Here is a 24,662-nt window from a genome sequence, read left to right as displayed (position 1 = left end):
TTACATTATTCATATTTCAAAGCATCAACCGGATTTGCTTTTACGGCCTTTCTGGCCTGGATGCTTACCGTAAGGACTGTAAGGACCATAGTGATGAGTCCGGCAAGTAAAAATGGCTGTAAGGGGACATCAATTCTATAAGCAAAAGTATCCAGCCATCTCGTCGCCACAATATAGGCGATTGGCCAGCCGATCAGGTTGGCAATTAAAACCACCCAAATGAAAAAGCTGTTTAATAAACTGAGCACTTGAAGGTCTGTTGCCCCTAAAACCTTTCTGACTGCAATTTCCTTTCTTCGGTTATTGGTACTAAAAGCAGAAAAAGCAAAAAGCCCCAGAACCGCTATAAAGATGGTCAGCACCGTTGCACCATAAAATACCGATTGAAGCTGCTCCTGCTTTTTAAATAACCTGCCATATAACTCATCCAGAAATTCATACCTGAAGTCGTCCCCATCCAGTTTATTCCAATCCTTCCAGTTTGTCTTCAGCGTTGCAAGAACGGCAGCCATCTTTTCCTGATCGATATTTACCATCAGCATAGACTTCTCGTTAATGCTGCCACAGGGATTTTTTATGGCATAAACCGTCGGTTCTACCGCCGTTTCAAATCCCTGTGCTTTAACATCCTTAACTACACCTACAATCCTGTAATCCATATCACAGCCTCTGATCGTCCTTCCTATGGGATTGCTCATTCCATAAGCAGCTACCGCACTTTCATTCAGGACAATTGAATTCAGCGTATCTGCATTAAAACTTTTAGAAAAAAACCGACCTTCTTTAAGTTTCAAATGAAGGGTTTCGAAATAGTCGAAATCAACATTAATGATGTCCAGGTCCTTCAGCTTTCCTTCAAAAGAATAACTGTTTTTCAACGCTTTGGAACCATCCGGGACAATGGTAGCTACAGTAAAAGAATTTATCCCCTGAATTCCGTTGACCTTCGCCTTCAGCTGTTCAAAATTGTCGCGCTTAAACCATACCGTATTTTGTATAAAAACTACCTGTGCTGGATTAAACCCCGTATCTTCCGTCTTCATGTATTTCAACTGAGTACTCACGATCAACAGACCCGCAATAAAGACAATCGCTACACTAAACTGTGTCACCAACAACGCATTTCTCAGCCAGAGGGTTTTATAACTCGTTTGCAGGTTTCCTTTTAAAACATCAGCAGGTCTAAAACCAGACAACACCAATGCCGGGTAAACGCCCGAAATCAGTGTAATCAAGATCAAAATAGCCGGTAGCTGCCAGGCCAGCGCCCCATTCCCTTTCCATAAGGATAAGGAAGTCTCAAATAAGCCATTGAAATAAGGAAGAAACAACTCAGTCAATGCCAATCCAATTACCAATGCCAGAAGACATTGCATCAGAATTTCGATCAAAAACTGAAAGACCAGATTCATGCGATAAGCACCAAGTACTTTTTTGACTCCGACCTCTTTTGCCCTTCTGTTCGTCTGTGCGATGGTGAGGTTGGTAAAATTGATACAGGCAATCACCAGTACTAGCAAACCCAGTATCCCTAATGCCAGGACAATTTTATAATTGGTATTGTTTCCGGCAATGGGTTTTAAATGTAAGTTATCCAGGGGATCTAAAAAAATAACCGGCCTTCCGGAAATCATTCTGTCGGCAGCGCTCATTCCATTTTTAATCATTTCCTTTTTGAACAAACCATCTATCTTGTGTTCAAGCTGGGCAACATCTGCCCCTGCTTTAACTTCGATATAGGTATGGTAATTCAAAGCATTGGGATCCTGATTGGCACCAACGTCATTTGAAATTACCATCGCATCAAACTTTAAATTGGAATGATCCGTACGGTAGTTAATAATACCCTGGATGTTTGCCGATTGCCCGGCGTTCTTGGGACCAATGGTCACCAAGCGGGGGTACGCGAGATTCTTGCGGGGGAACAAGACATCGGCAAACTCCTTAGGTACATATAAATCATAGCCATCAGCAGCTGGCTTTTTTAAGCCGCCATCTGGCCACAAATGGAACATCCTTGCCATTTCATAATCTACAGAAAGTACATTTTTACCGTAAATCCTACCCTCATCTGTACTAAAAGCAAACTCAAATCCTGTTTTTTTACTTCTTCCAACAGCCTCAATCTCCGGAAAAGCATCTTTCATGGATTGTGCCAGGGAAGCCGGGGTGTAATTCGTCTTGCCATCAGGCAGACTTCTTCCCACCAGATAAATGCGATTGTGGTTCGGAATGTGATGATCGAACGTTGTTTCAAAACCGACATACATAACCACCATGATAAATGCAGACAGCGCAATGGCTAATCCACCAATGTTAATTGCCGTATATCCCTTATTCTTCCAAAGGTTCCGCAAAGCGATTTTAAGATTCAGTCTGAACATATTCCGGTATCAATATTTTTTAAATCTATTCGTATTTTAAAGCATCAATGGGATTTGATTTGGCCACTTTAACCGATTGTGCACTCACAGTGAGCAATGCAATGAGTAAGGATAAACCTATCGCTATTGCGAAAGGAATAAAAGAAATACTGACCCTGAATTCAAATGCAGACAACCATTGGTTAATCATAATATAAGCTAGTGGGAAAGCGATCAGATTGGCAATCGCCACGAGCTTAATAAAATCTTTGTTCAGCAAGGTTAAAATATTCATCATACTCGCACCTAACACTTTACGAATGCTGATTTCCTTTTTACGTTGTTCTGCCATGAATAAACTCAAGCCCAATAGTCCCAAACAGGAAATAAAAACAGAGAATCCACCGAACCAATTTGCGAGGATACCAAGTACCTTTTCATTCTGAAACTTGGCTTCAAAGCTATCGCTCAAAAATGTTGCATCTACCGGAAAATCAGGATTCATCTCTTTTACCAGTGCTGTAATCTGCTGCATCGAAGTACTGATACTTTGCGAAGGATTTAAACGCATCACCAACACCCCTTCTCCATCTCCGGTAGAATTAACCATCATGATCATCGGTGTTACGGTCTGATAAGGGGTTTCCATCACAAAATCCTTCACCACACCGATGACGGTCAGTTTATCGCCTCCCCAGGTAATCACCTTACCCACCGGATTTGATAAACTCATTACTTTCGCCGCTGTTTCATTGATGATGACATTTCCACTGTCTGCATGCTGAGGCAAAAACTCCCTGCCCATCACCATTTTCGTTCCAAGGGTGGCTGCGAAATCGTAGTGAGCAAACCTAAAATTAACCAGGACATCCACTTTTGGATTTTTACCCGGCCAGCTCACCCCGGAGGTATTGTTGCCTCCCCTGCTTAAACTGGTACTGAATATGCTGGCATTGGTTACTGCCCCAGACTTTAGCAGCTGTTCCCTGAGCAGTTTCATCTTCCCACCACTCAGCAATCTGCCTTCAACCGGAATTTCGACCAATCCGGCTCTATTGTATCCCACAGGTTTATTCTTAACAAAATTCAGTTGCTGGTAGATCACTACAGTACATATAATTAAACAGACTGCAAATACAAACTGGAACACCACCAACACCTTTCTGATGGATAAGGAAGAATTCCCTGGCAGATTAAATCCTTTCAATACCCTCACCGGATTAAAAGAAGAGAGGTAAAAAGCCGGATAACTGCCCGCAACCAAACCGGTAAATAAAGTCAGCCCGATCAGAACCAACCAAAACTCCCAGTCTTTATAATTGATGGTCAGATTTGTATTTAAAATGCCATTAAAGTAAGGAAGGCTGACCTCCATTAGCATAAAAGCCACCACCATCCCAAAAAAGGCCAGCAATATAGACTCCATCATAAACTGAGCAATCAATGTCTTTCTGGCCGCCCCAATTGCTTTACGTACGCCGACTTCTTTTGCACGTTTTTCAGACCTCGCCGTAGAAAGGTTCATAAAATTGATGCAGGCAATTAATAGAATACAAAAGGCCAGCAACAAGAAAATCCTAAGGGTATCTATTTTTCCGCCAACTGATTTTCCATTCTCAAATTTATCATATAGGTGCCATTTTGAGATGGGGTGTATCGAAGCCATATTCCTGTTTTCCTTTTGATTCCGCTGATAAATGCCTTTAATTTCTGCGGATACCTTTTCAAAAAAACTATTGTCCTGAAGCTGCAGTACCGTAAGGCAATAATTATTACCCCAGTCTTTTTCGGCCCCTTTTGCCCATGGATTTTCCTTTAAAAACATCGCCCATGAACCCAGGTAGTCAAACTGAATACTACTGGTGACAGGCACATCTTCGATTACCCCTTCTACGATCAGGTCTTCTTTGCCACCCATTTTAACCGTTTTATTGATCGGGTTCTCGCTTCCAAACAAGATTTTCGCCATACGCTGCGTAAGTACTACAGAGTTTGGATTTTTCAGCATCTGATCTCTGTTTCCCTGTAGAACTTTATAATCAAAGATTTTAAGAAAAGTAGTATCTGTAAATACCGCCTTTTTCTTAAAGTTCTGATGGTTATAGCTAATCAGGTGTTCCGCAGGATAAGTTGATTTTGAGGCCCTGGAGATTCCCGGTATTTTCGTCCGCAGCTCATCAGCCATCACCCCTGGTGTCCAGGGATAACTCACCGTATGATCTCCGTTTTTCTGATTGTTGTAAATGACATAAGTACGTTCGTATCCGCTGGTTTGTTTATCGAAGCTCCATTCGTAAGCCACATACAGCAACAGGATCATGCAGCTTGCCAGCCCTATCGCCAGTCCGCCGACATTGATCAAAGTATACCCCTTGTTTTTCCAAAGGTTTCGCAAAGCGATTTTTAAGTTAAGTCTGAACATATTATATAATTTGACTATTCGTATTTAAGTGCGTCAACAGGCTTCGCATTCGCTGTTTTAAAGGTCTGAAGACTTACCGTGAGCACCGTGATCAGCACAGAGATGATGCTTGCGAAAACAAATGGCCACACGGTGATGTTGGTCCGGTACGCAAAACCGGAAAGCCAGTTACTGGATAAAATATAGGCAACCGGAATGGCAATGAGGTTCGCGATCAGGACCAAAACTAAAAAGCCCTTATTGATCAGCCTTAGTATATCCGTTGTCTCTGCTCCTAAAACCTTTCTTACCCCGATTTCCTTGGTACGCTCCTGAACGGAGAATGAGGCCAGCGCAAATAAGCCCAATACAGCAATTGCAAGCGTCACATAGGTGAATATGTTGAAAAGCTTATCCAGCCTTACATACTGTACATAAACCTGCGCAAAACTCTGATCCAGCCAGGTGTATTGAAAAGGAAAAGGCTCCACAGATGTCCATACTTTTTTGAGTCCCTCAATCGTCTCCTGTGTATGCCCTCCATCCACTTTTACAATCACATGATCAGCAGAATTTGTTTGCCTTCCTTCCAACACAAATGCAGTAGGTTCAGCAGCGGTCTCCATTCCTTTCTGAATATGGTCTTTAACCACACCAATGATGACCCTGTTATCGATCCATTTGCTTCCAATCAGCTTTTGTAAACCGTATTTTTTAACTGCAGATTCGTTCACCACGATAGCACTACTATCGGTAGCAAATTTATCCGAGAACACACGTCCCTTTTGAGCCGGCATTCCCATCACCTGGAAATAATCAAAATCTACCGTAATGTTGCTTAGATTGGAGACCTTCCCTCCATTGAAATCACGCTCAATCACCTGCATTGCTTTTACACCAGGATAGTAATTCACACGACTCACCGCGTTTATTCCGGGTACTTTGAGCAGTCGCTGTTTAATCTGGCTAAAATCCCGTCTGCTGTCGCCTTTCCTAACCTTAAATACCAGAACATGGTCCTTCCTGAAACCCACATCCTGATTTTTGATGTAAGTCACCTGCTGACGGATGATCATTAAAGCCACCATAAACACTGTGGCCACAATAAACTGTATAGAAATCAATGTTTTGCGCATCCATAAACTCCCCATTCCTCTGGAGAAGTTCCCTTTCAGCACTTTCACAGGCTCATAACTCGAGAGAAAAAATGCCGCGTAACCACCAGCAAGAACAATGACCAATATCATCACCAAAGAGAGCTGAAGGATCAGTTGCCCTGGATTTGAATAACTCAGAAGAGAGAGTTTTACCTCCATCAACTGGTTCAGCACAGGCATGCCTACCTCTGCAATGGTCAGGGCCAATAATAAAGCCAGGAGGCATTGGATCCCCGTTTCTGTAAGAAAATAAATAATCAGGTTACTCTTTGCAGCGCCCAGGACTTTTCGAACCCCGGTTTCTTTGGCCCGCTTCACAGATTGTGCAATAGATAAATTGGTAAAATTAATGCAGGCAATGATCAGTAACAAAGAAGAAAAGAGGACTAAAATCGTGACAATTTTAGCATTTCCTCTTTTGGTAGGATCCTGAGCACTGCTGGCATGCAGGTAAATGTCAGGTACCGAAGTAAGAAACATTTCTACGTCTTTCAATCCTTGATCTTCCTTTACTATTGGCAGTTTTTTAAAAGCCTGGTTTAGTTTTTTAACGAAAGCCTCTTTATCTGTTCCGGCTTTCAATTTTAAGTACGTGTAATAATTCCCGTTCCCCCAGCCATCACCAGGTGATGACATTTTCACAAAACCATCGTGTTCCATATGTTCCGGTGTATTGGGTTCTTCATATACCCCACTTACCACATAACGGTCTTTGGTGTTAATCAGTAACGACTGCCCCACAGGATTCGTTTTTCCAAAAAATAACTCACTTGTTTTTTGACTTAAAACAATCTGATTGGCCGATAAGATGGCTTTTTTCGCATCACCATAGATAAATTTATAGGGAAACAGTTTAAACCAGGAGCTATCAACCCCCATGATATGGTCTACAAAATTTTCATTTTTATCCTTAGCCAGCAGGCGTTGCCTCATGTCCCAGACATAAAAACGACCGTAATCGACGATTTCCGGTAATACTTCCTTTAAAGCAGGAGCCAATTCCGCAGGGCTTGAGGAATATTCTTCCTGTCCAGGTCCCCATTTGATAGAAATCCGGTAAATGTCTTTTGCATCCGAATTCCAGGTATCATAGCTCCGTTCATGGTTGGCAAATAACAGGATCATGATAAAACCTGCCAATCCAATAGAGAGTCCAAAAATATTTAAAGTAGAATAACCCTTGTTTTTCCAAAGGTTTCGTAACGCTATTTTTAGATTGAGTCTGAACATGGTAATGCTTATATAAGTTCTTCTGTACGGTTCTTATTGATCTTTTCAGAGATGACATGCCCATCTTTTAAATTGATGATCCGGTTAGAAAAACTGGCATCATGAGAAGAGTGGGTCACCATGACAATCGTCGTTCCTGTTTCATTCAATTCACAAAGCAATTCCATCACTTCATTACCGTGGGAACTGTCCAGGTTTCCTGTAGGCTCATCCGCCAGGACCAGTTTAGGTTTGGTCACCAATGCTCTGGCAACAGCTACACGTTGCTGCTGTCCACCTGAAAGCTGCTGAGGGAAGTGTCCGCTCCTATTCACAATATTCATCCTTTCAATGATCTCATTGACCAGCTTTTTACGTTCTGTAGCCGGGATTTTGTTATAGATCAATGGAAGTTCAATGTTTTCAAAAACGGTCAGCTCATCGATCAAATTGAAATTCTGGAATACAAATCCCATATTACGTTTCCTGAAGTTGGAGCGTTCCTTATCGTTTAGTTTCAACAATTCCGTATCAATGAATTTATAGCTGCCACTTTCGGGCTTATCCAATAAACCCATTACATTGAGCAAGGTAGATTTACCGCAGCCCGAAGGCCCCATGATAGAGACAAACTCGCCTTCTTTAACATGAAGGTTTATCCCATTTAAAGCAGTCGTCTCTATTTCTTCAGTTTTATAAACTTTTTCCAGGTTTTCTATTTTTATCATGGCTATATTTTTATTCGTTTATGTCTTTAATGCACTATTTGCTTATTTCTATAATATCGTACTGATTGAACTGATCGTAAGATGAAGTAATCACCTCCTCTTCTTTCTGAAGTCCTTCCAATACTTCATAGTACAGGAAGTTTTTACGTCCGATCTTCACGTTTCTTTTCGTGGCCTTGCCATTCTTCACCACAAATACCCAGGTGCCACCAGTGCTTTGGAAAAATTGTCCCTGCGAAATGAGTAAAGATTTAGTGTTATCAGACAAGGTAAGTTTCACCTGCATAGACAAACCTCTTCTCAACTCATCCGGAGATTTCCCTTCGAATACCAACTCCACCTGAAACTGCCCTGCGGTAACTTCTGGAATTACTTTTCTGACCGATAACTTATAGGTTTTGCCATTAAACTCGACATTCGCACTTTGCCCTTCCTTCACCCTGTTGACGTAATATTCATCAACCGCTGCCTGCAATTTATATCCCTGCATGACATCAATCTTACCCAACATTTCGTTCGGAGCATAAGATTTCCCTGTTACCGGGTCATAAGAAGATAAACGTCCGGCCACAGGTGCCTTAATCGTCATATTCTCGATATTCTGTCTGATCGTTTCCAGACTTTCATTCATCCTGCCGATAGAGATGTCAATTTGTTTAAGTTGCATGATCCTTCCCTGGTTCTCTTGTTTCACGGCCTGCTTCAGGATCGTCTTTCTACCTTGAAAATATTCGTAATCCTGACTTGAAATATTAAATTCTTCACGGGTGATCACATTTTTAGCGAATAAAGTGCTGTCGATTTTATATTTTCTGCTCGCAGTTCTCAAACTGTTTTCAATCACCATCATATCCTGGCTCATCACCCTTTGATTTTGTTCCAAATCCAGACGCAGTTTTCTCAATTGATTGATCTGCTCGGTAATGCTCGTTTCGCTGGAAGTATAATTGGATAAGGCATTCGGATTGGTGATCCTCAACAATGGAGTTCCTTTCACTACTGAAGCTCCGTTTTCAGTAAAGATCTCCGCTACGGTACCACCTTCCGGTGAACTTACAATTACAGAGGTTAAAGGGACCACACTCGCATTGAGCAATACAACATCTTCAAAGTCGCCATATTGAACTTTACTTACCGTGATCTTCTCTGCATCTGCTTTATATACCTTGTTTAAAGAAAGACTGTATCCATAAGCTACAAGCCCCACTAAAGCTACCGCACCGGCTATGGTTAATATTGTTTTTTTACTGAACCTCTTTTTCTTAATGATCTTATCCATTTTTGTATTACGCTTAGTGATTAGCCATAAGCCAAGGGTATGCCAATCGAAAAAAACATATTTATACCTCTAATTATCAGATGATTAAATCAAACATCAATCAAAAACCGTTCATAATCGGACACTAGCTGTACAGCATCGAACAGTTTCTATTATTTTTGACCATTGCTTCTGCTTTACCTTTATATGAAGTACAAGTATAAGCAGCAAACCTTACCCGATGCCCTTAGCAAACTTCAGGGATGAAAGGTAATTATGTCTGACACACAATAACGAATAATAAGGAAACCATACCGTTAAATTCATAAAAATGATAGATGCAAATGTTTTAGTAATCGATGACGATGACGACATCCTATTGAGTGCACGTTTATTCTTAAAACAACATTTCAATCAGGTCGTAACCTGTAAGTCTCCTAAGGAAATCAATGTACTGCTCAGTCATAATGAGGTAGACATTATTCTGCTGGACATGAATTATCAGAAGGGAGCCAGCAACGGACGTGAAGGATTATACTGGCTGGAACATATCCTCTCTATTGATAAAGATTATGTCGTGATCTTAATGACGGCCTATGGAAATGTGGAACTGGCCGTTCAGGCGATAAAAAAAGGGGCTACAGATTTCATTCTTAAGCCCTGGGAAAATGAAAAGCTCTTCGCTACCCTATCGGCGGCATCCCGTTTAAGGCAATCCAACAAAAAGGTAAAGAAACTGGAAAAGATCCATTCTTCCTTACAGAAAGACCAGGCCAGACAGTTTGAGCATATCGTTGGAAATTCAGCGCCCATAAAACACCTGCAAAATACCCTCGTTAAAGTAGCGCCAACAGATGCCAATGTATTGATATTGGGAGAAAACGGAACAGGGAAACAGGTTTTCGCTTATGAACTCCACAAACATTCCCTGAGGAAAAACCACATTTTCATGCATGTAGATCTGGGTTCCCTGAATGAGAATCTTTTTGAAAGCGAGCTATTTGGTTATGCCAAAGGGGCATTTACAGATGCTAAAGACGATAAACCGGGTAGGTTTGAACTTGCAGATGGAGGAACGATATTTTTAGATGAGATCGGAAATCTATCTCAACCACTACAGGCAAAATTATTAAGTGTGCTGCAAAACAGAACGGTCACCCGTCTGGGAGAGAGCAAGGAACGCAAGGTCAATGTGCGGCTAATTACGGCCACAAATATGCCACTGAATGAAATGGTTACCAAAGGGACTTTCAGACAGGATTTATTATTCCGGATCAATACGGTAGAACTATTGCTGCCAGGCCTAGCACAGCGTGGTGAAGACATCATCCTGCTGGCCAACCACTTTCTGCAGAGCTTCAGTACCAAATACCATAAAAGCCTGTATAAATTCGAGGCAAAAGCCGAGAGCCTGTTATTGGGCTACCATTGGCCTGGAAACGTACGCGAACTGCAACATGTAATTGAACGTGCAGTGATCATGGCTGACGGTATGGAAATCAGTGCAGGCGACTTACAACTGAGCCCTCAGAAGTTCGGTGGAAATACCGTTATACAGTCAGAAATGGGCCTGGAAGAAATGGAAAAGCTCATGGTTCAGAAAGCAATAGACAAACACAAAGGCAATATTTCCAGAGCTGCCCTTGAACTTGGCCTCACCCGTGCTGCACTATACAGGCGCATAGAAAAATTTGACCTATGACCTTTTATAACCGCTTCACCTTCCGCTTAATCAGTCGCCTGGTATTGATCAATGCATTGGGAATTTTACTGTATTACCTGATCAAAAAAACGGAACTCTGGTTTACCATTTCCGGCTTAGCCATCCTGCTGATCTCCGCCTTACTGAATTTATACTTTTATATCAACCAGATCAGGGAAGACATCAAGCGTTTTATCCTCGCCGTAAAAACCCGAGATAGCACCCTGAACTTTAAAAATAAAGCCACAAAGGGCAGCTTTCCAGAACTTTATGAATCCTTCAATGACATCATACAAACCCAAAAGGACATACAGCTGGAGAAAGATTCCATGTTTCTACTCATTAAGACGATTCTGGAACAGGTTCCTGTTGGTGTAATTGTGATCAAAGACAATATACAGGATGCCAGACAAACAGAAATTGTGTTTTTTAACCAGGCGGCAACCAATCTATTAGGCATTCCAACCTATAAATACTGGCACCGTGTGGCCCAGCATAGCCCTGATTTCTCGAAAGAGATCGAAGCGATTGGCAAGGGCGGAAAACGTTTCATGGAACTGAAAATCCAGGACAAGCTCATCCAGTTGTCGACCGAAGTGATCCCGCTCAATTTGTACATGACAGATTATACGATCATCTCTTTTCAGAATATTAAAGATGAGATCGAGCAAAAAGAAAGTGAAGCATGGAACAGGCTAATCGGTGTCATCTCCCATGAGATTCTCAATTCCATTACACCCATCAGCTCTTTATCCGATACCGTAAACAGCATGATTTCGAATAAGGAAACCCTAAGTCATGAAGACCTTGAAGATTTAAAACCAGCCATAAAAACGATCAAAAGAAGATCCGAAGGTTTACTGGATTTCGTAAAGGACTACCGCTTAATCGCAGAACTTCCTACCCCCGATCTGGAATACCATACCATTGGAGAAATCCTGCAACACATCAAAGTACTGATGCAGCCTTTTGCCAATGGCAGGAATATCATGCTTAAAGTGGAGCAAACCTCTTCGAAAATCACCATACAGATGGATTTGAAACTCGTGGAGCAAGCACTGATTAACCTGGTTACCAATAGCATTTATGCTTTGGATGAAGCGGAGCACCCGGTGATAGAGATTAACTACCGGCTGGATCAGAATAAATTGTACCTGGAAGTAACAGACAATGGCAAAGGAATCGATGCAGAGCTGATTGAGAAAATCTTTGTACCCTTCTTTACGACTAGAAAAAATGGTTCGGGTATTGGCCTGACCATTACCCGAAACATTATGAAGATGCACCATGGAAGCCTTGAAGTGAACTCTATCCCTTTTGAAAAGACGGTATTCTCCTTAGTCTTCCGGTATCAGTAAAGATCATTTAATGATCGTTCCATCAGGAATAATGGCTCCCTTTTTCACGACAACAATGCCATCTTTCACGGTATAAAGTGCATGATCGCTATCAGGAAGGTGTGCCCCGCCAATGATCTGAACGTCATTTCCAATCCTGCAGTTTTTATCTAGGATGGCATTGGTGATGATACACCTGTCGCCAATTCCGATCCATGGCTTTTTATTTTGCAGATCGACCTCCATCTCTTCCAGGACCTGGTATTTATCACTACCCATAATATAACAGCTGTCCACATTCGTCTCTTTTCCGATTCGCGCACGAATACCAATCACGGAATGTTTGATGCTTTCCGCATGTAAAATACAGCCCTCAGCAATGATCGCCTTATCAAGCGTTGTTCCCAGAATCTTAGAAGGTGGCAACATCCGCGGGCGGGTAAAAATGCTGTGATGGCTATCGAAAAGATTGAATTTAGGCAGGTCATCGGTCAGTCCAAGATTGGCTTCAAAGAACGAAGATATATTTCCTATGTCTGTCCAATACCCCTCATACTGAAAGCTCAGCACGTCATAGGTATTTAACATCCTTGGAATAATTTCCTTTCCGAAATCCTTTTCATCCGCATTTTCAGCAAATATTTTAATCAGTAAGTCTCTGTTAAAAATATAAATCCCCATCGATGCCAGGTGCTCACGCCCTTCCGCACGCATCTCTTCTCCGGTATCAGAAGTCCAGTCGGCCAGAAGCGACGCAGCAGGCTTTTCGATAAATGAAGTAATGATGTTCTGCTCATTGGATTTAAGGATCCCAAATTCCGGTGCCTCTTTCTCGGTTACCGGAATCGTCGCCAGTGTAATCTGCACGCCGCTTTCAATGTGCGCATTCACCATCTTATTGAAATCCATCTGGTACAGCTGATCTCCCGATAAAATGAGTACGTACTCAAATTCATGGTTTAACAAATGGTGCATGGTTTGCCTTACCGCATCTGCAGTCCCCTGAAACCAGGTTGGGTTGTCAGGCGTTTGCTCCGCAGCAAGAATGTCTACAAAAGCAGCACTGAAATGGCTAAAATGATAGGTGTTCTTAATGTGCTTATTCAGCGAGGCTGAATTAAATTGCGTAAGAACGAACATGCGGTGTATGCCTGAGTTTAAGCAGTTTGAAATCGGAATATCAACCAGCCGGTACTTGCCGGCTATAGGAACCGCTGGTTTAGAGCGCGTTTGTGTAAGTGGGGACAACCTCGATCCCTGGCCACCACCAAGGATGACCGCCAATACTTTATCAGTCATAGCTATTCAGTTTATTATATTTGGTACAAATCAATGTATTGTTGTGCCGCTCTATCCCAGGAGTGGTCTAATTGCATCATATATTTACGGATCTCCTTCAGGTGCTTTTCATCATGGTAAAGCTCATAAGCTCTCCCTATCGCATGACCAACATCCCAAACACTGGTCTGATCATGACAAATTCCGAAACCGCCGTCCCCAATATCTACCACCGTATCCTTTAATCCTCCTACCCTCCGCACAATCGGAACAGTCCCATAACGCAGTGCATACATCTGGTTTAAACCACATGGCTCCACCCTGCTTGGCATGAGCAGAAAATCTGCCCCCGCATAAATCTGATGGGACAGCTGCTCATTATAACCAATATAAGCATTATAATTTCCCGGAAAAGCTTCCTTCAACTGCATTAGTCTTCCTTCTACCTGGGGATCTCCGGAACCTAAAACCAATATATTTATTCCTCCATTAGCCTGTAATAAAGCATTATAAAATATATCCGGTAAGAGGTCGGCTCCCTTTTCTCCGACTAATCGTCCTATGAAAGTAAAGAGTGGCTTCAGAGGATCTAAGTTGAAAACACGACATAAGGCCTCTTTGTTTGCCTTTTTTCCATTTTCTACGGTACGAATCGCATATTTTTTTTCCAGCATCGGATCATTTTGCGGATCCCATACCTCATTGTCTATCCCATTCAGAATACCCACCGACTTAGCACGCTCCTGTGCGAGTAAATCTTCTAAGCCATTTGCCTTAAAGCTAATCTCTTCCAGGTAACTTGGGGAGACGGTGGTTACCCTCCAGGCACATTTTATCGCCGAAGCCAATGGATTGATGGAACCTTTCCAGTCTAACTGTCCGGATTTCCATAAATCAAAAGGAGGAACATAGTGAAGCTTATCCCAACCAAACTGCCCCTGGTATTGCGCATTGTGTATGGTCAGTATCGATGGTACAGTACTCAATTTCTTGAACTGATGACAATAAGCCATCATAAAAGGAACCAAACCAGTATGGTGATCGTGACAATGAATCACATCAGGACGGTGTTCCCATTGGGTAATCCAGTCGAGCACCGCAATCTGATAGGCAAGAAAACGCTCAGTATCGTCGTCGTAACCGTAAACATTAGGCCGGTCCAGCAATCCGGAAATGTGGACAAGGTAAAGGTCGAAACCCAACTTGTTCGTTTTCTCCCTGAAAATACGAACAGGAAAATTGTGAAAACCTAACTTTCCCCATCCATCATAAACCACCTCAAACTCGTTTTCCTGCATGAATTTAGTCTGGTAAGCAGGCATCACCACTTTCGCTACATGGCCAAGCTTGTTCTGGTATTTTGGCAATGCGCCAACAACATCGCCCAGTCCACCTACTTTCGCAATAGGATAACATTCCGCACTTAGGTGTATAATCTCCATAGTTTTATTTGGGGGGTTAAAAAGTATCTTAAATTAGGAATTATTTCTTAAAAAAGATATGCTATTCAAAGACTGAAATCTTTTGCAGCGAAAAGCTGCAAAATTTTCTAGGTCTTTTCACAGCACTATCTTTTTTAAGCAATAAATATTACCCGGAATTAAGCTGGGGAAGGGGGAAAAGCAGGATGCTGAGCAGGGTTTTATAGCGGGTATAGGAAGCATTTATCGTAAGGGTATTGAAAGGTATTTATTTCAAGGCACCATACCAGGTTGGCTTGCTATCTTACAAAGGTCATTTTTTGGCAGAAATGCACGTAAACTTGTCATTGCGGACGAGGCCTGGCGGCCGTACCTTTGTGACGTAATATAAAGATCAATGGAGAAGCGGTTAGTTGTTATTGTTGCCATGCCTGATGCCCTAACACTTGACATTATAGGCCCTGCCGATGTATTTACGGGTGCAAATCATTTTTACCCTTCAGAAATACTTAAAAAAATTGATGTGGAGTATGAGGTGCTTACGGTATCGGCTACGGAGGATCTTGATGTCAGTACCAGAAGCGGCATTGTGATCAGAACCAAGAGCAGCATTTATACGATCGACAAAAAAATCGACACTTTACTCATCGCCGGATTCCCCAGTCATAGGGAATGGAAAAGGTTCCCAAAACTGGTGGAATGGATAAAGGCTAAAGCACCTGAGATTCGAAGAGTAGGCTCCGTATGTATTGGCGCCTTTGTTTTAGCAGAAGCAGGTTTGTTAAAAAATAAAGGGGCAACAACACATTGGATGAACTGTCAGGAGTTACACAGTTCATATGAGAATATCCGCGTTAATCCTGATCCGATTTTTGTTAAAGACGGTAACATTTATACTTCAGCGGGAGCTTCCGCAGGGATTGACCTCGCACTGGCAATGGTAGAAGAGGATCATGGTCCGGAGTTGGCTTTAACCATTGCCCGATACTTAGTCTTATACCTCCGCAGACCGGGCAACCAATCTCAGTTCAGTAACCTGCTCAGTCAGCAACTCTCGAGTAAAAAACCAATCCGGGACCTGCAATTATGGATCGCCGAACACTTGCAGGAAAACCTGAACGTAGACCGCTTATCTGGTCGCCTGGCAATGAGCCCAAGGAATTTTGCCAGAGTATTCCATATAGAAACAGGATTCACTCCAGCCCGATATATCGAAAAGCTACGCGTAGAATCTGGACGCAGATTTCTGGAAGAGACCAAATTCTCCCTTGATGAGATCGCTGAAAAATGTGGCTTCGGTAGTTCAGACACCATGAGAAAAGCATTTCTACGTCACCTGGATACCAGCCCTTCCTATTACCGAAACCTGTTTGGCTCCTCCTAAAATAATTTAATCCCAAACCCCTTTAAATAACTCAAACGATGGCTTTCAACCATTGTATGGCTAAGTATTGTCCAATATTTCACCTCATAATTCAAAAACATGACATCAATTAAATTTCTAATCACCATGACTTCAATTATCTTCAGCACGCTGGCCACCCAGGCACAGCAACCAAAAAATCAGTTGTCCGAACTAAAAAAAGAAAAAAAGAAAATCAATGTTGCCTTTCTCATCTACGACCAGGTAGAAGCAATGGACTTGAATGGCCCGATAGATGTCTTTACAAAAGCAAATGCATTGGACCCAAGCTACCACCTATATACCGTCTCCGCATCCAGTAAAAAACTTGTCCCTTCAGAAGGAAGTACCATAATGATGCAGGCTACTTACGCTTTTGAAAATGCACCCCAGGCGGATATCCTGGTCGTTCCAGGCGCCGCACCAGAAGTAATAAAAAGCACCTGCGACCATCAACCTGAACTCTTGAAATGGATCAATAACCAAAATAAAAACACAAAGCTAACGATGTCCGTATGCACCGGATCTTTACTGTTATCACAAGCAGGAGTGCTGGATGGCAAGAGAGCCACCACCCATTACCTCGCCCTGGATCTGCTCAAACAGAACAAAAAAATAGAAATCATTGAAAAGGTTCGTTTCACCGAAGATGGAAAATTGCTAACCACCGCAGGAATCACCTCAGGACTAGATGGCTCCCTCCATGTAGTAGAACTGATCAACGGAAAAGAAATAGCAGATCAAATCGGAAAAATTATGGTCTACAACAGGAATGGCGATCTGTCTTTCATGGAGTAATTATCCAAAAAAAAAAGAAGCGTTCTAAGAAAAGGCCCTAGGAAGATTTGCGCTCCTTCAGCGCAAAAGATTCCAGCCTTTGATTAGTAATGCTTCTTTTTTTTAAAGTAATATTTTTAAAAATAATATCACTAAAAAGTAATCCTGCTAAAAAATCCTGCAAAAAACGAATCTAATCAGCTACTGCCCTGAACATCAGCGCCGCTACTGTCAAATTCGTTCTGCTGTCAATCAAAATCGCAGCACCATTCGCCTTATTATCGGTATAAAGATCAAAAGCAAGTTCATCAGCAGTCTTAATCACCACCCTGCCAATGTCATTAAGCTTAAAATCAACTGCACTTTGTTTTTCCAAAGTATTGATATCAACCTTATAAACGATCTCGTTGATCTTCGCCTTAGTCACCTTGCTATTGTGTTGCAACAGGTAAGTAATGCTTTCATCCAAAGGACGTGTATCCATCCAGCAAACATCTGCTTCGATGAGCTTTGAGTTCTGAGGCAAATGATTTGCATTTACCAATACATCGCCCCTGCTGATGTCCACATTATCTTTCAAATGAAGCGTAACCGATTGCCCGGCATGAACCTCTTCCGGTCGCTGGTCAAAGATTTCAATTCGCTCAATGACAGAACTGCTTCCTGATGGCAATACCGTTACCTTATCATTTACTTTAAAAGAACCGCTCAGCACTCTTCCGGCATACCCTCTGTAATCGTGAAGCTCATCAGTTTGTGGCCTTACAACCCACTGAACAGGCATTCTGGCCAGGTTGTAGCTTTGCTTATCTTCTACATCTACAGTTTCCAGAAAGTGCAATAAACTACGTCCCTGATACCACTCCATATGCTTGGACTCATGAACGATATTGTCTCCTTTTAAGGCACTAACCGGAATAAAGGTAACTTCCTTAAGCTGAAGCTCAGCTGCCAGCGTTTTATATTTTTCAGTGATGGCATTGAATACCGTTTCACTGTAATCTACCATGTCCATTTTATTCAGGGCCACGACCACATGTTCAATACCAAGTAAAGAAACAAGATAGGAATGTCTGATGGTTTGCTCAACAACCCCGTTTCTGGCATCAATTAAGATGATGGCCAGTTTGGCGGTAGAAGCACCTGTAACCATGTTTCGGGTATACTGAATATGACCTGGGGTATCTGCAATGATAAACTTACGTTTGTCAGTCTGGAAATATTTGTAGGCCACATCAATGGTAATCCCCTGTTCTCTTTCCGCCCTTAACCCATCTGTTAGAATGGCAAGGTCAATTGTCCCGTCGTCATTCTTACGGTTGGATTGCTGTAAAGCTTCCAGCTGATCGGCTAAAATAGAATCTGTATCGTAAAGCAGTCTTCCGATAAGTGTGCTCTTTCCGTCGTCCACACTTCCTGCGGTAAAAAATTTCAATAAATTCATTAAAAATACCCTCCTTTTTTGCGGTCTTCCATAGCAGCTTCGGATACTTTATCGTCCATGCGGGCTCCACGTTCACTAATTTTTGATGCACTGATCTCGGCAATGATATCCCCTATTTCGTCTGCTTCAGATTCTACCGCTGCAGTACAGCTCATATCTCCTACCGTACGGAAACGAACTTTCTTATTTTCGACAACATCTTCTTCATCCATATTCAGGAATGGGGAGGCTGCCATGAGTTGTCCGTTTCTGGTGATACAATCCCTGTAATGGGCAAAATAGATAGAAGGAAGGTCGATATTTTCTCTCTTCACATAGTTCCATACATCCAGTTCTGTCCAGTTGCTGATCGGGAATACCCTTACGTTTTCTCCTTTATGGATCTTCCCGTTATAGATGTTCCACAGCTCCGGACGCTGACGCTTAGGATCCCATTGTCCGAATTCATCCCTTACCGAGAAAATTCTTTCTTTGGCTCTTGCTTTTTCTTCGTCTCTCCTTGCACCACCAATGCAGGCATCAAAGCCATGTTTGGCAATGGTATCAAGAAGGGTTACTGTTTGCAATGCATTTCTACTGGCATTTTTTCCGGTTTGTTCTACAACTTTCCCCTGGTCAATAGATTCCTGAACATGGCCAACAATCAGTTTCTCTCCCAGTCGCGCCACCATTTTATCGCGGTAAGCGATGGTTTCTTCAAAGTTATGTCCGGTATCGATATGCACTAATGGAAAAGGAAACTTTCCCGGACGGAATGCTTTTTCAGCAAGCCTCACCAGGGTGATCGAATCTTTACCTCCGGAGAATAACAATGCTGGTTTTTCAAATTGCCCTGCTACTTCACGTAAGATGTGAATCGCCTCGGCCTCCAGTTCGTCTAAATAATCTAAATTATACTTACTCATTTTCGTTTAATTACGAAGTGGCATGTAAACCACATTCTTTCTTTGATTGATCTTCCCACCACCAGCGTCCGGCTCTAAAGTCTTCCCCTTCCCGTACGGCTCTCGTACAAGGGGCACATCCGATACTCGGAAATCCTTTATCGTGCAGGGTGTTGTATACGATATTGTGTTTTTTAATGTACGCTTTTATTTCGTCCAGCGACCAGAAGAAGATGGGATGGAACTTTAACAACTCATTTTGTGCATCCCATTCTATATTGGCCATATCATGTCTGTTTAACGACTGCTCGGAACGGATTCCGGTAACCCAGCAATCTTTACCGGTAAGTGCCCGTTTTAAAGGCTCCAATTTACGGATATGGCAACACTCCTTTCTATTTTCTACACTTTCGTAAAAGCTGCTTGGTCCTTTGGCATTGACCATTTCCTGCAAGGCTTCTGCCTGAGGATGGTAGGCCAGGATCGGCTTTTTATAATTCTCCAATGTACGGTTCCACACGTAATAAGTTTCGGGAAAGAGCCTGCCTGTTTCCAGGGTAAACACTTCGATTGGAATATCATTGGAAAAGATCATGTGTGTGATCACCTGATCTTCCCATCCGAAACTCGTAGAGAAAACAATTTTTCCAGGGTAAGTGACGGCAAAATACCTCAGCGCTTCCACAGGATCTTTATCTTTTATTTGTGCTGCTATTTCTGCTAAATCTACTTTCATGACTATACGAGTTTAAGGATAAAATTGACGATGCTGCGAAGGCTGACTAAAACCACCAGTACCCCCACCGACACCATGATCGTCTTCACGGAAATCTTATTGGAAACCCTTGCCGCAATCGGCGATGCCAAAGCACTTCCGATCACCAAACCTGCAACCGCTTCCCAATGGGCTCCGTTTAACATCGTGATAAAGGTCAGCGAGCTCATCAGGGCGATGAAGAAACGGGTAATCTTTACCGTTCCCAGGGAGAACCTTGGGTTTCTTCCGCCTGCAATTAAGCTCGACAAAACGATGGATCCCCATCCGCCGCCACCAACAGCATCAATAAATCCACCAAACAATCCCAATAAAGAGATCTTTTTAATTTTACCCTTCGGGTCTTTATGTTTGCGGTTTACCTTAAACGCTTTGGAAAGAATTACCCCTCCTAAAATCAGCGTATACAAGGAAACCAATGGTTTGGTATAATGGCTGTAATGCTCCAGGGAAGACAGTAAATAAGCACCTGTCACTGCCCCAATGATTCCGGGAATCAACAAGATGCGGAATAGCTTCCAATTCACATTTCCAAAACGGTAATGCATCCATCCGGCGATTCCGTTACTTAATATTTCTGATAAATGTACCCCCATACTGGCCGAGGCAGGTGGCACACCCATGGCCAGAGAGAAGGAAGTAGAGGTCACCCCGTACGACATTCCAATGGCACCATCAATCATTGCAAAGATAAAACCACCGATCAGGAACCAATAAAACATAGGGTTCAGCTGCGATATATAGGCCTGAAATTCCGGTTCTTTATGCCAGAAAGCAGTGATGACAATCACAAAAGAAAAAACAATCGAAGTCCAGATCAGCCATTTGAAGTTCTTCTTTACTTTATCTTCGCTTTTCTGTTTTACCAGAATGGCAGTCACCTCATTCAGCTTTTTAACTTTCGAGCTAAAGTTCCCGTTCAATGTATTTCTCAATGCCTGCATTTGCTGCAGCGTATCGTTCAGTTCTTCCGGCAAATTATCATTCAGCACCTCTTTTAATCGCTTTGCTATCGTCGGCGATTTCCCATTGGTGGAGATCGCAATTTTCAGGTCTCCTTTTTTTACGATGGAACCCAGGTAAAAATTACAAAGCTCAGGCTTATCCGCAAAGTTCACCAACAGGTTACGCTCATCAGCTTCCTTCCTGATTTGCTGGTTGAGGGCATCATTATTTGTTGCTGCAACCACCAGATCCGCATCATCCAGATCTGCCGGGTCAAACGCTCTTTGGATCAGCTTTACTTTTTCATAACCTTTGGCCAGCTCCTGCAATTCGGGTAAAATATCCAATGCAATCACCGTAACCCTGGCTTGCGGACTATTCGTTAATATGGCCGACAATTTCTCCAGTCCCACCGGTCCTGCACCAATCAGCAACGTATGTATCGTATTCAACTTGATGAAGACAGGAAATAATTGGTTGCCTTCCATAGGGTTTATTGTTCCTCTTTTAGCGCGTTGAAAAATTCCCTGATCGGCTGGAAAGAAGGATGCAGGGATACTACTTCTCCAAAGACCAGTAATGCAGGTGCTTCAATTCCTCTTTCTTCCACTACTTCCACAATGGTATCAACGATGCCAATGGCCAGTTTCTCGTTCTCTGTCGACCCGCTTTGAATCGCAGCTACAGGAAGCAGACCTTTTCCTTCGTTTTGGAAAAGCTTCACAATCTCTTTCAGCTTACCTAAGCCCATCAGCACCACTACGGTTGCTTTAGATCTGGCCGCTTCATAAAGATCATTAGAAATCTTTCCTGAGGTCGTGGTGCCGGTTACGACCCAAAAGCTTTCACTTAATCCTCTATGTGTTACCGGAATTTGTTGTAAACCAGGTACAGAGATCGAACTCGATAAGCCCGGAACAACGGTTACAGGAATGCTGTAACCTGCCGCGAAATCCAGTTCTTCATATCCCCTGCCAAAGACAAAAGGATCACCACCTTTTAAGCGCACTACATGCCCGTAATTGATGGCATAATCTACCATCAGTTTATTGATCGCATCCTGAGCATAAGAATGTTCTCCGGAGCGTTTACCTACATAGACCTTGATCGCATCCGGGCTTGCGTAGTCCAATATACCTTCATTCACTAAGGCATCGTACAATACGACATCTGCTGATTTCAAGGCATTGGCACCCCTCATCGTGATCAATTCAGGATCACCAGGTCCGGCACCGACCAGGGTAATCCTGGGTTCTTTAGGTTTTATATGTTGAGTGATCATTAGATTTTCTCCTCTCTTTTTGCGGTAAGCTGTTTATAAAAATTCTCTACTTCATTTAAATAGGCCGCAGCAAATTCTTCTGAAGGCTCATTCTTGTTGATCTGCAGGACAAGCTCATTAAAGGTACCTTTCAGTTTAATCTCTCCTGTTTCCACGTAGTTGGTGTCAAATTCACGGATAACGCCAATCTGTGTGCTGCTGCTTACCCCTTTGTCCAGTAACATCGCCTTAGCACTGTTTACAAAGACGGCATAGGTATGGTAAATCGCATCAGACCATGCACCAGCTGCATAAGAAGCTCTAGCCCAGTCCAGCTTTTCACCTGCCTCTAATAATAAGGTCGCCACAAGATCAATCACCACTCCGGCACATTCTCCTACTCCGATGGCGGTATTAAAGATTTCTTCATGTCCCCAGTCTACATATTCTTCATCCTTCAGGTTGGTCAGGTCTGCCAGTGGTTTTAGCAGCTGATAGAAATAATCCTTCCCTTGTCTGTCGTAATAATGGTGGAAGCTTTCGCTTGCTGCTCCATTGCCGGCGTAATCATTTAGAATGGTCCTCAACACTGACGTTGCACGCTTTGAAGGTGCTTTAATTACCCGCTCTGCGACTCTTCCAATCCCATCACCTACGGTACCGCCTCCAAGCATTACCTGTACAGCAGGGACTACTTTTCCGTTGGCTTTTACCGAGCTGCCATGAAATCCGATATGCGCCAGACCATGCTGACCACAGGAGTTCATACATCCACTGATTTTAATCTTGATTTCTTTATCGTAAATCAATTCCGGGAATTCTTCATAGATCACTTCTTCCAGTGCAACAGATAACGACATGCTATTGGAAATTCCAAGGTTACAGGTATCTGTTCCCGGGCAGGTGGTCACATCGCCGATGCTGTCAAATCCCGGAGTTGCAAAATCCAATGCTTTCAGTGCTAAATATAAGGAAGGCAAAGCACCTTCTCTAACAAATTTTAATAATAAACCCTGGTTCTGAGTGATGCGGATTTCATCGGCAACATAAGGAGAGATTCCTTCCACCAGCTTACGGGCACGGTCCGTTTTGATGTCTCCTACCGGAACTTTAACGTATACGCCGTAAAAGCCTTTTTGCTTCTGCTCCACCACGTTCGTCGCACGCCAGTGTTGGTAATCCAGGGTATCGATCACTTCCAAATGAGGATATTCCAGCAAAGCCGGAGGCTCCGGCAAAGGAACCGCATCTCTGTCGATCGGATAAGACTTGGATTTATTGGCAATTCTTTCTTCGTCGATTAAACGCAATAGTTCTTCCAGACCAAGTTTCTGAACCAAATATTTAAGACGCGCTTTATTGCGGTTGGTACGTTCTCCATAACGGTCAAACACCCTCAATACAGATTCTGCGTAAGGAATGATCTGATCTTCCGGAAGGAAATCATGTACAAAGCTAGCCAGGAAAGGTTGTGCACCCAGTCCGCCGCCCAACATCACTTTAAAACCGCGTTCTCCTTTTTCGTTTATTTTAGGAATAAAACCAAGATCGTGAATGTAGCTGTATGCCGTATCTTTTTCATCAGAAGAGAAAGAAAACTTGATCTTCCTACCCATCTCCTGGCAAATCGGATTTCTCAGAAAGTAAGTAAAGAAAGCATGTGCATAAGGAGAAACATCGAACAACTCGTTCGGGTTAATTCCCGAATCCGGTGAAGAGGTTACATTTCTGACCGTATTTCCGCAAGCTTCACGAATCGTTACATCATCACGTTCCAGCTCCTGCCATAGTTGAGGCGTCCTGTCCAGGCTCACATAGTGAATCTGAATGTCCTGTCTGGTGGTTAAGTGTAAATTTCCACTTCCATACTCATCAGAAACATCGGCAATGCGTAAGAGTTGTTTGAAGGTTACTTTTCCAAAGGGCAGTTTAATGCGCACCATTTGCACACCGGGCTGTCTTTGTCCGTAAACACCGCGGGCTAAACGCAGGCTTCTAAATTTCTCCTCATGGATTTTCCCTTCGCGGAAGTCCCTGATCTTTTTCTCCAGATCAATGATATCCTTTTCTACGACAGGATTTTCTAACTCTGTTCTAAAACTTTGCATAGTACGTTTGGTCTTATTTAAAAAAAGCTCCTTCTGTCTGGGAGACTGAAGAAGCTTTTAAATATTTTTATTTCTCTACAGCCGAAATCATTACCTACACATGCAGTGGGTAAACATCAGATTTCCGTTGTAAATTGTTTGGTTCATACAGCAAATATATAAAGTATATAGGTTTAGTAGTACATGGCTTTTGTAAAAAATATGCAATAAAC

General features: G+C 42.6%; 17 protein-coding genes. 4 read left to right on the top strand and 13 right to left on the bottom strand.

The genetic code is table 11. The features are described 5' to 3' along the window. Positions 1-5: 5 nt before the first annotated feature. From AAFF35_RS05645 to AAFF35_RS05625, 5 genes are read right to left on the bottom strand one after another with little or no spacing between them, the layout of a single operon-like run. Positions 6-2,384: an FtsX-like permease family protein gene (locus AAFF35_RS05645; protein ID WP_342331430.1), complete on the bottom strand. Its 2,379-nt coding sequence runs from the start codon at positions 2,382-2,384 to the stop codon at positions 6-8. A 25-nt stretch (positions 2,385-2,409) separates the two neighbouring features. Further along, complete coding sequence (locus tag AAFF35_RS05640; protein WP_342331429.1) at positions 2,410-4,785, bottom strand: ABC transporter permease; 2,376 nt, start codon at positions 4,783-4,785, stop codon at positions 2,410-2,412. Between the two features lie 14 nt (positions 4,786-4,799). Next, positions 4,800-7,151: an ABC transporter permease gene (locus AAFF35_RS05635; RefSeq protein ID WP_342331427.1), complete on the bottom strand. Its 2,352-nt coding sequence runs from the start codon at positions 7,149-7,151 to the stop codon at positions 4,800-4,802. 8 nt (positions 7,152-7,159) lie between these two features. Continuing rightward, entirely contained in the window at positions 7,160-7,858 is a 699-nt protein-coding gene (locus AAFF35_RS05630; protein ID WP_342331426.1) for an ABC transporter ATP-binding protein, read from the bottom strand. 34 nt (positions 7,859-7,892) lie between these two features. Next, on the bottom strand, positions 7,893-9,137 hold the full coding sequence (locus AAFF35_RS05625) for an efflux RND transporter periplasmic adaptor subunit (RefSeq protein WP_342331425.1): 1,245 nt from the start codon (positions 9,135-9,137) through the stop codon (positions 7,893-7,895). A 310-nt stretch (positions 9,138-9,447) separates the two neighbouring features. Between AAFF35_RS05625 and AAFF35_RS05620 the strand changes: the two genes are divergently transcribed. Together AAFF35_RS05620 and AAFF35_RS05615 are read left to right on the top strand one after the other, a co-directional pair. After that, positions 9,448-10,818 carry a sigma-54 dependent transcriptional regulator gene (locus AAFF35_RS05620; protein ID WP_342331424.1) on the top strand — a complete coding sequence of 457 codons (1,371 nt, stop codon included), beginning with the start codon at positions 9,448-9,450 and terminating at the stop codon, positions 10,816-10,818. Beyond that, a complete protein-coding gene (locus AAFF35_RS05615; RefSeq protein ID WP_342331423.1) occupies positions 10,815-12,176 on the top strand; it encodes an ATP-binding protein in 1,362 nt (453 codons plus the stop codon). Before AAFF35_RS05620 ends, AAFF35_RS05615 begins: the two co-directional genes overlap by 4 nt. 3 nt (positions 12,177-12,179) lie before the next feature. On the opposite strand, the gene AAFF35_RS05610 is transcribed toward AAFF35_RS05615, so the two are convergent. Both AAFF35_RS05610 and AAFF35_RS05605 read right to left on the bottom strand, forming a co-directional pair. Next, positions 12,180-13,454 (bottom strand): glucose-1-phosphate adenylyltransferase, encoded by a 1,275-nt coding sequence (locus AAFF35_RS05610; RefSeq protein WP_342331422.1) that lies wholly within the window; start codon positions 13,452-13,454, stop codon positions 12,180-12,182. 14 nt (positions 13,455-13,468) lie between these two features. After that, complete coding sequence (locus AAFF35_RS05605; RefSeq protein ID WP_342331421.1) at positions 13,469-14,875, bottom strand: glycogen synthase; 1,407 nt, start codon at positions 14,873-14,875, stop codon at positions 13,469-13,471. A gap of 376 nt (positions 14,876-15,251) precedes the next feature. On the opposite strand from AAFF35_RS05605, the gene AAFF35_RS05600 reads away from it, so the two are divergent. Further along, positions 15,252-16,238: a helix-turn-helix domain-containing protein gene (locus AAFF35_RS05600; RefSeq protein WP_342331420.1), complete on the top strand. Its 987-nt coding sequence runs from the start codon at positions 15,252-15,254 to the stop codon at positions 16,236-16,238. Between the two features lie 126 nt (positions 16,239-16,364). Next, on the top strand, positions 16,365-17,054 hold the full coding sequence (locus tag AAFF35_RS05595; protein ID WP_342331419.1) for a DJ-1/PfpI family protein: 690 nt from the start codon (positions 16,365-16,367) through the stop codon (positions 17,052-17,054). 172 nt (positions 17,055-17,226) lie between these two features. Here the strand turns inward: AAFF35_RS05595 and AAFF35_RS05590 are convergent, their stop codons facing one another. The 6 genes from AAFF35_RS05590 to AAFF35_RS05565 are packed head-to-tail and all read right to left on the bottom strand — an operon-like array spanning position 17,227 to position 24,450. Beyond that, positions 17,227-18,477 carry a GTP-binding protein gene (locus tag AAFF35_RS05590; RefSeq protein ID WP_342331417.1) on the bottom strand — a complete coding sequence of 417 codons (1,251 nt, stop codon included), beginning with the start codon at positions 18,475-18,477 and terminating at the stop codon, positions 17,227-17,229. Further along, complete coding sequence (cysD, locus tag AAFF35_RS05585; protein ID WP_342331416.1) at positions 18,477-19,382, bottom strand: sulfate adenylyltransferase subunit CysD; 906 nt, start codon at positions 19,380-19,382, stop codon at positions 18,477-18,479. The genes AAFF35_RS05590 and cysD overlap by 1 nt, the downstream gene beginning before the upstream one ends. Before the next feature lie 10 nt (positions 19,383-19,392). Beyond that, complete coding sequence (locus tag AAFF35_RS05580; protein ID WP_342331415.1) at positions 19,393-20,097, bottom strand: phosphoadenylyl-sulfate reductase; 705 nt, start codon at positions 20,095-20,097, stop codon at positions 19,393-19,395. 2 nt (positions 20,098-20,099) lie between these two features. Continuing rightward, a complete protein-coding gene (locus AAFF35_RS05575) occupies positions 20,100-21,569 on the bottom strand; it encodes a TSUP family transporter (RefSeq protein WP_342331414.1) in 1,470 nt (489 codons plus the stop codon). A gap of 5 nt (positions 21,570-21,574) precedes the next feature. Further along, on the bottom strand, positions 21,575-22,363 hold the full coding sequence (gene cobA, locus AAFF35_RS05570) for a uroporphyrinogen-III C-methyltransferase (protein WP_342331413.1): 789 nt from the start codon (positions 22,361-22,363) through the stop codon (positions 21,575-21,577). Continuing rightward, positions 22,363-24,450, bottom strand: coding sequence for a nitrite reductase (locus tag AAFF35_RS05565; RefSeq protein ID WP_342331412.1), 2,088 nt, complete (start codon positions 24,448-24,450; stop codon positions 22,363-22,365). Before AAFF35_RS05565 ends, cobA begins: the two co-directional genes overlap by 1 nt. Positions 24,451-24,662 lie beyond the last annotated feature (212 nt).

It is taken from the genome of Pedobacter sp. FW305-3-2-15-E-R2A2 (assembly GCF_038446955.1).
Lineage (GTDB): Bacteria > Bacteroidota > Bacteroidia > Sphingobacteriales > Sphingobacteriaceae > Pedobacter.
The sequence above is the reverse complement of the archived record's forward strand: the minus strand, read 5'-3'. Positions and strand labels throughout refer to the sequence as shown.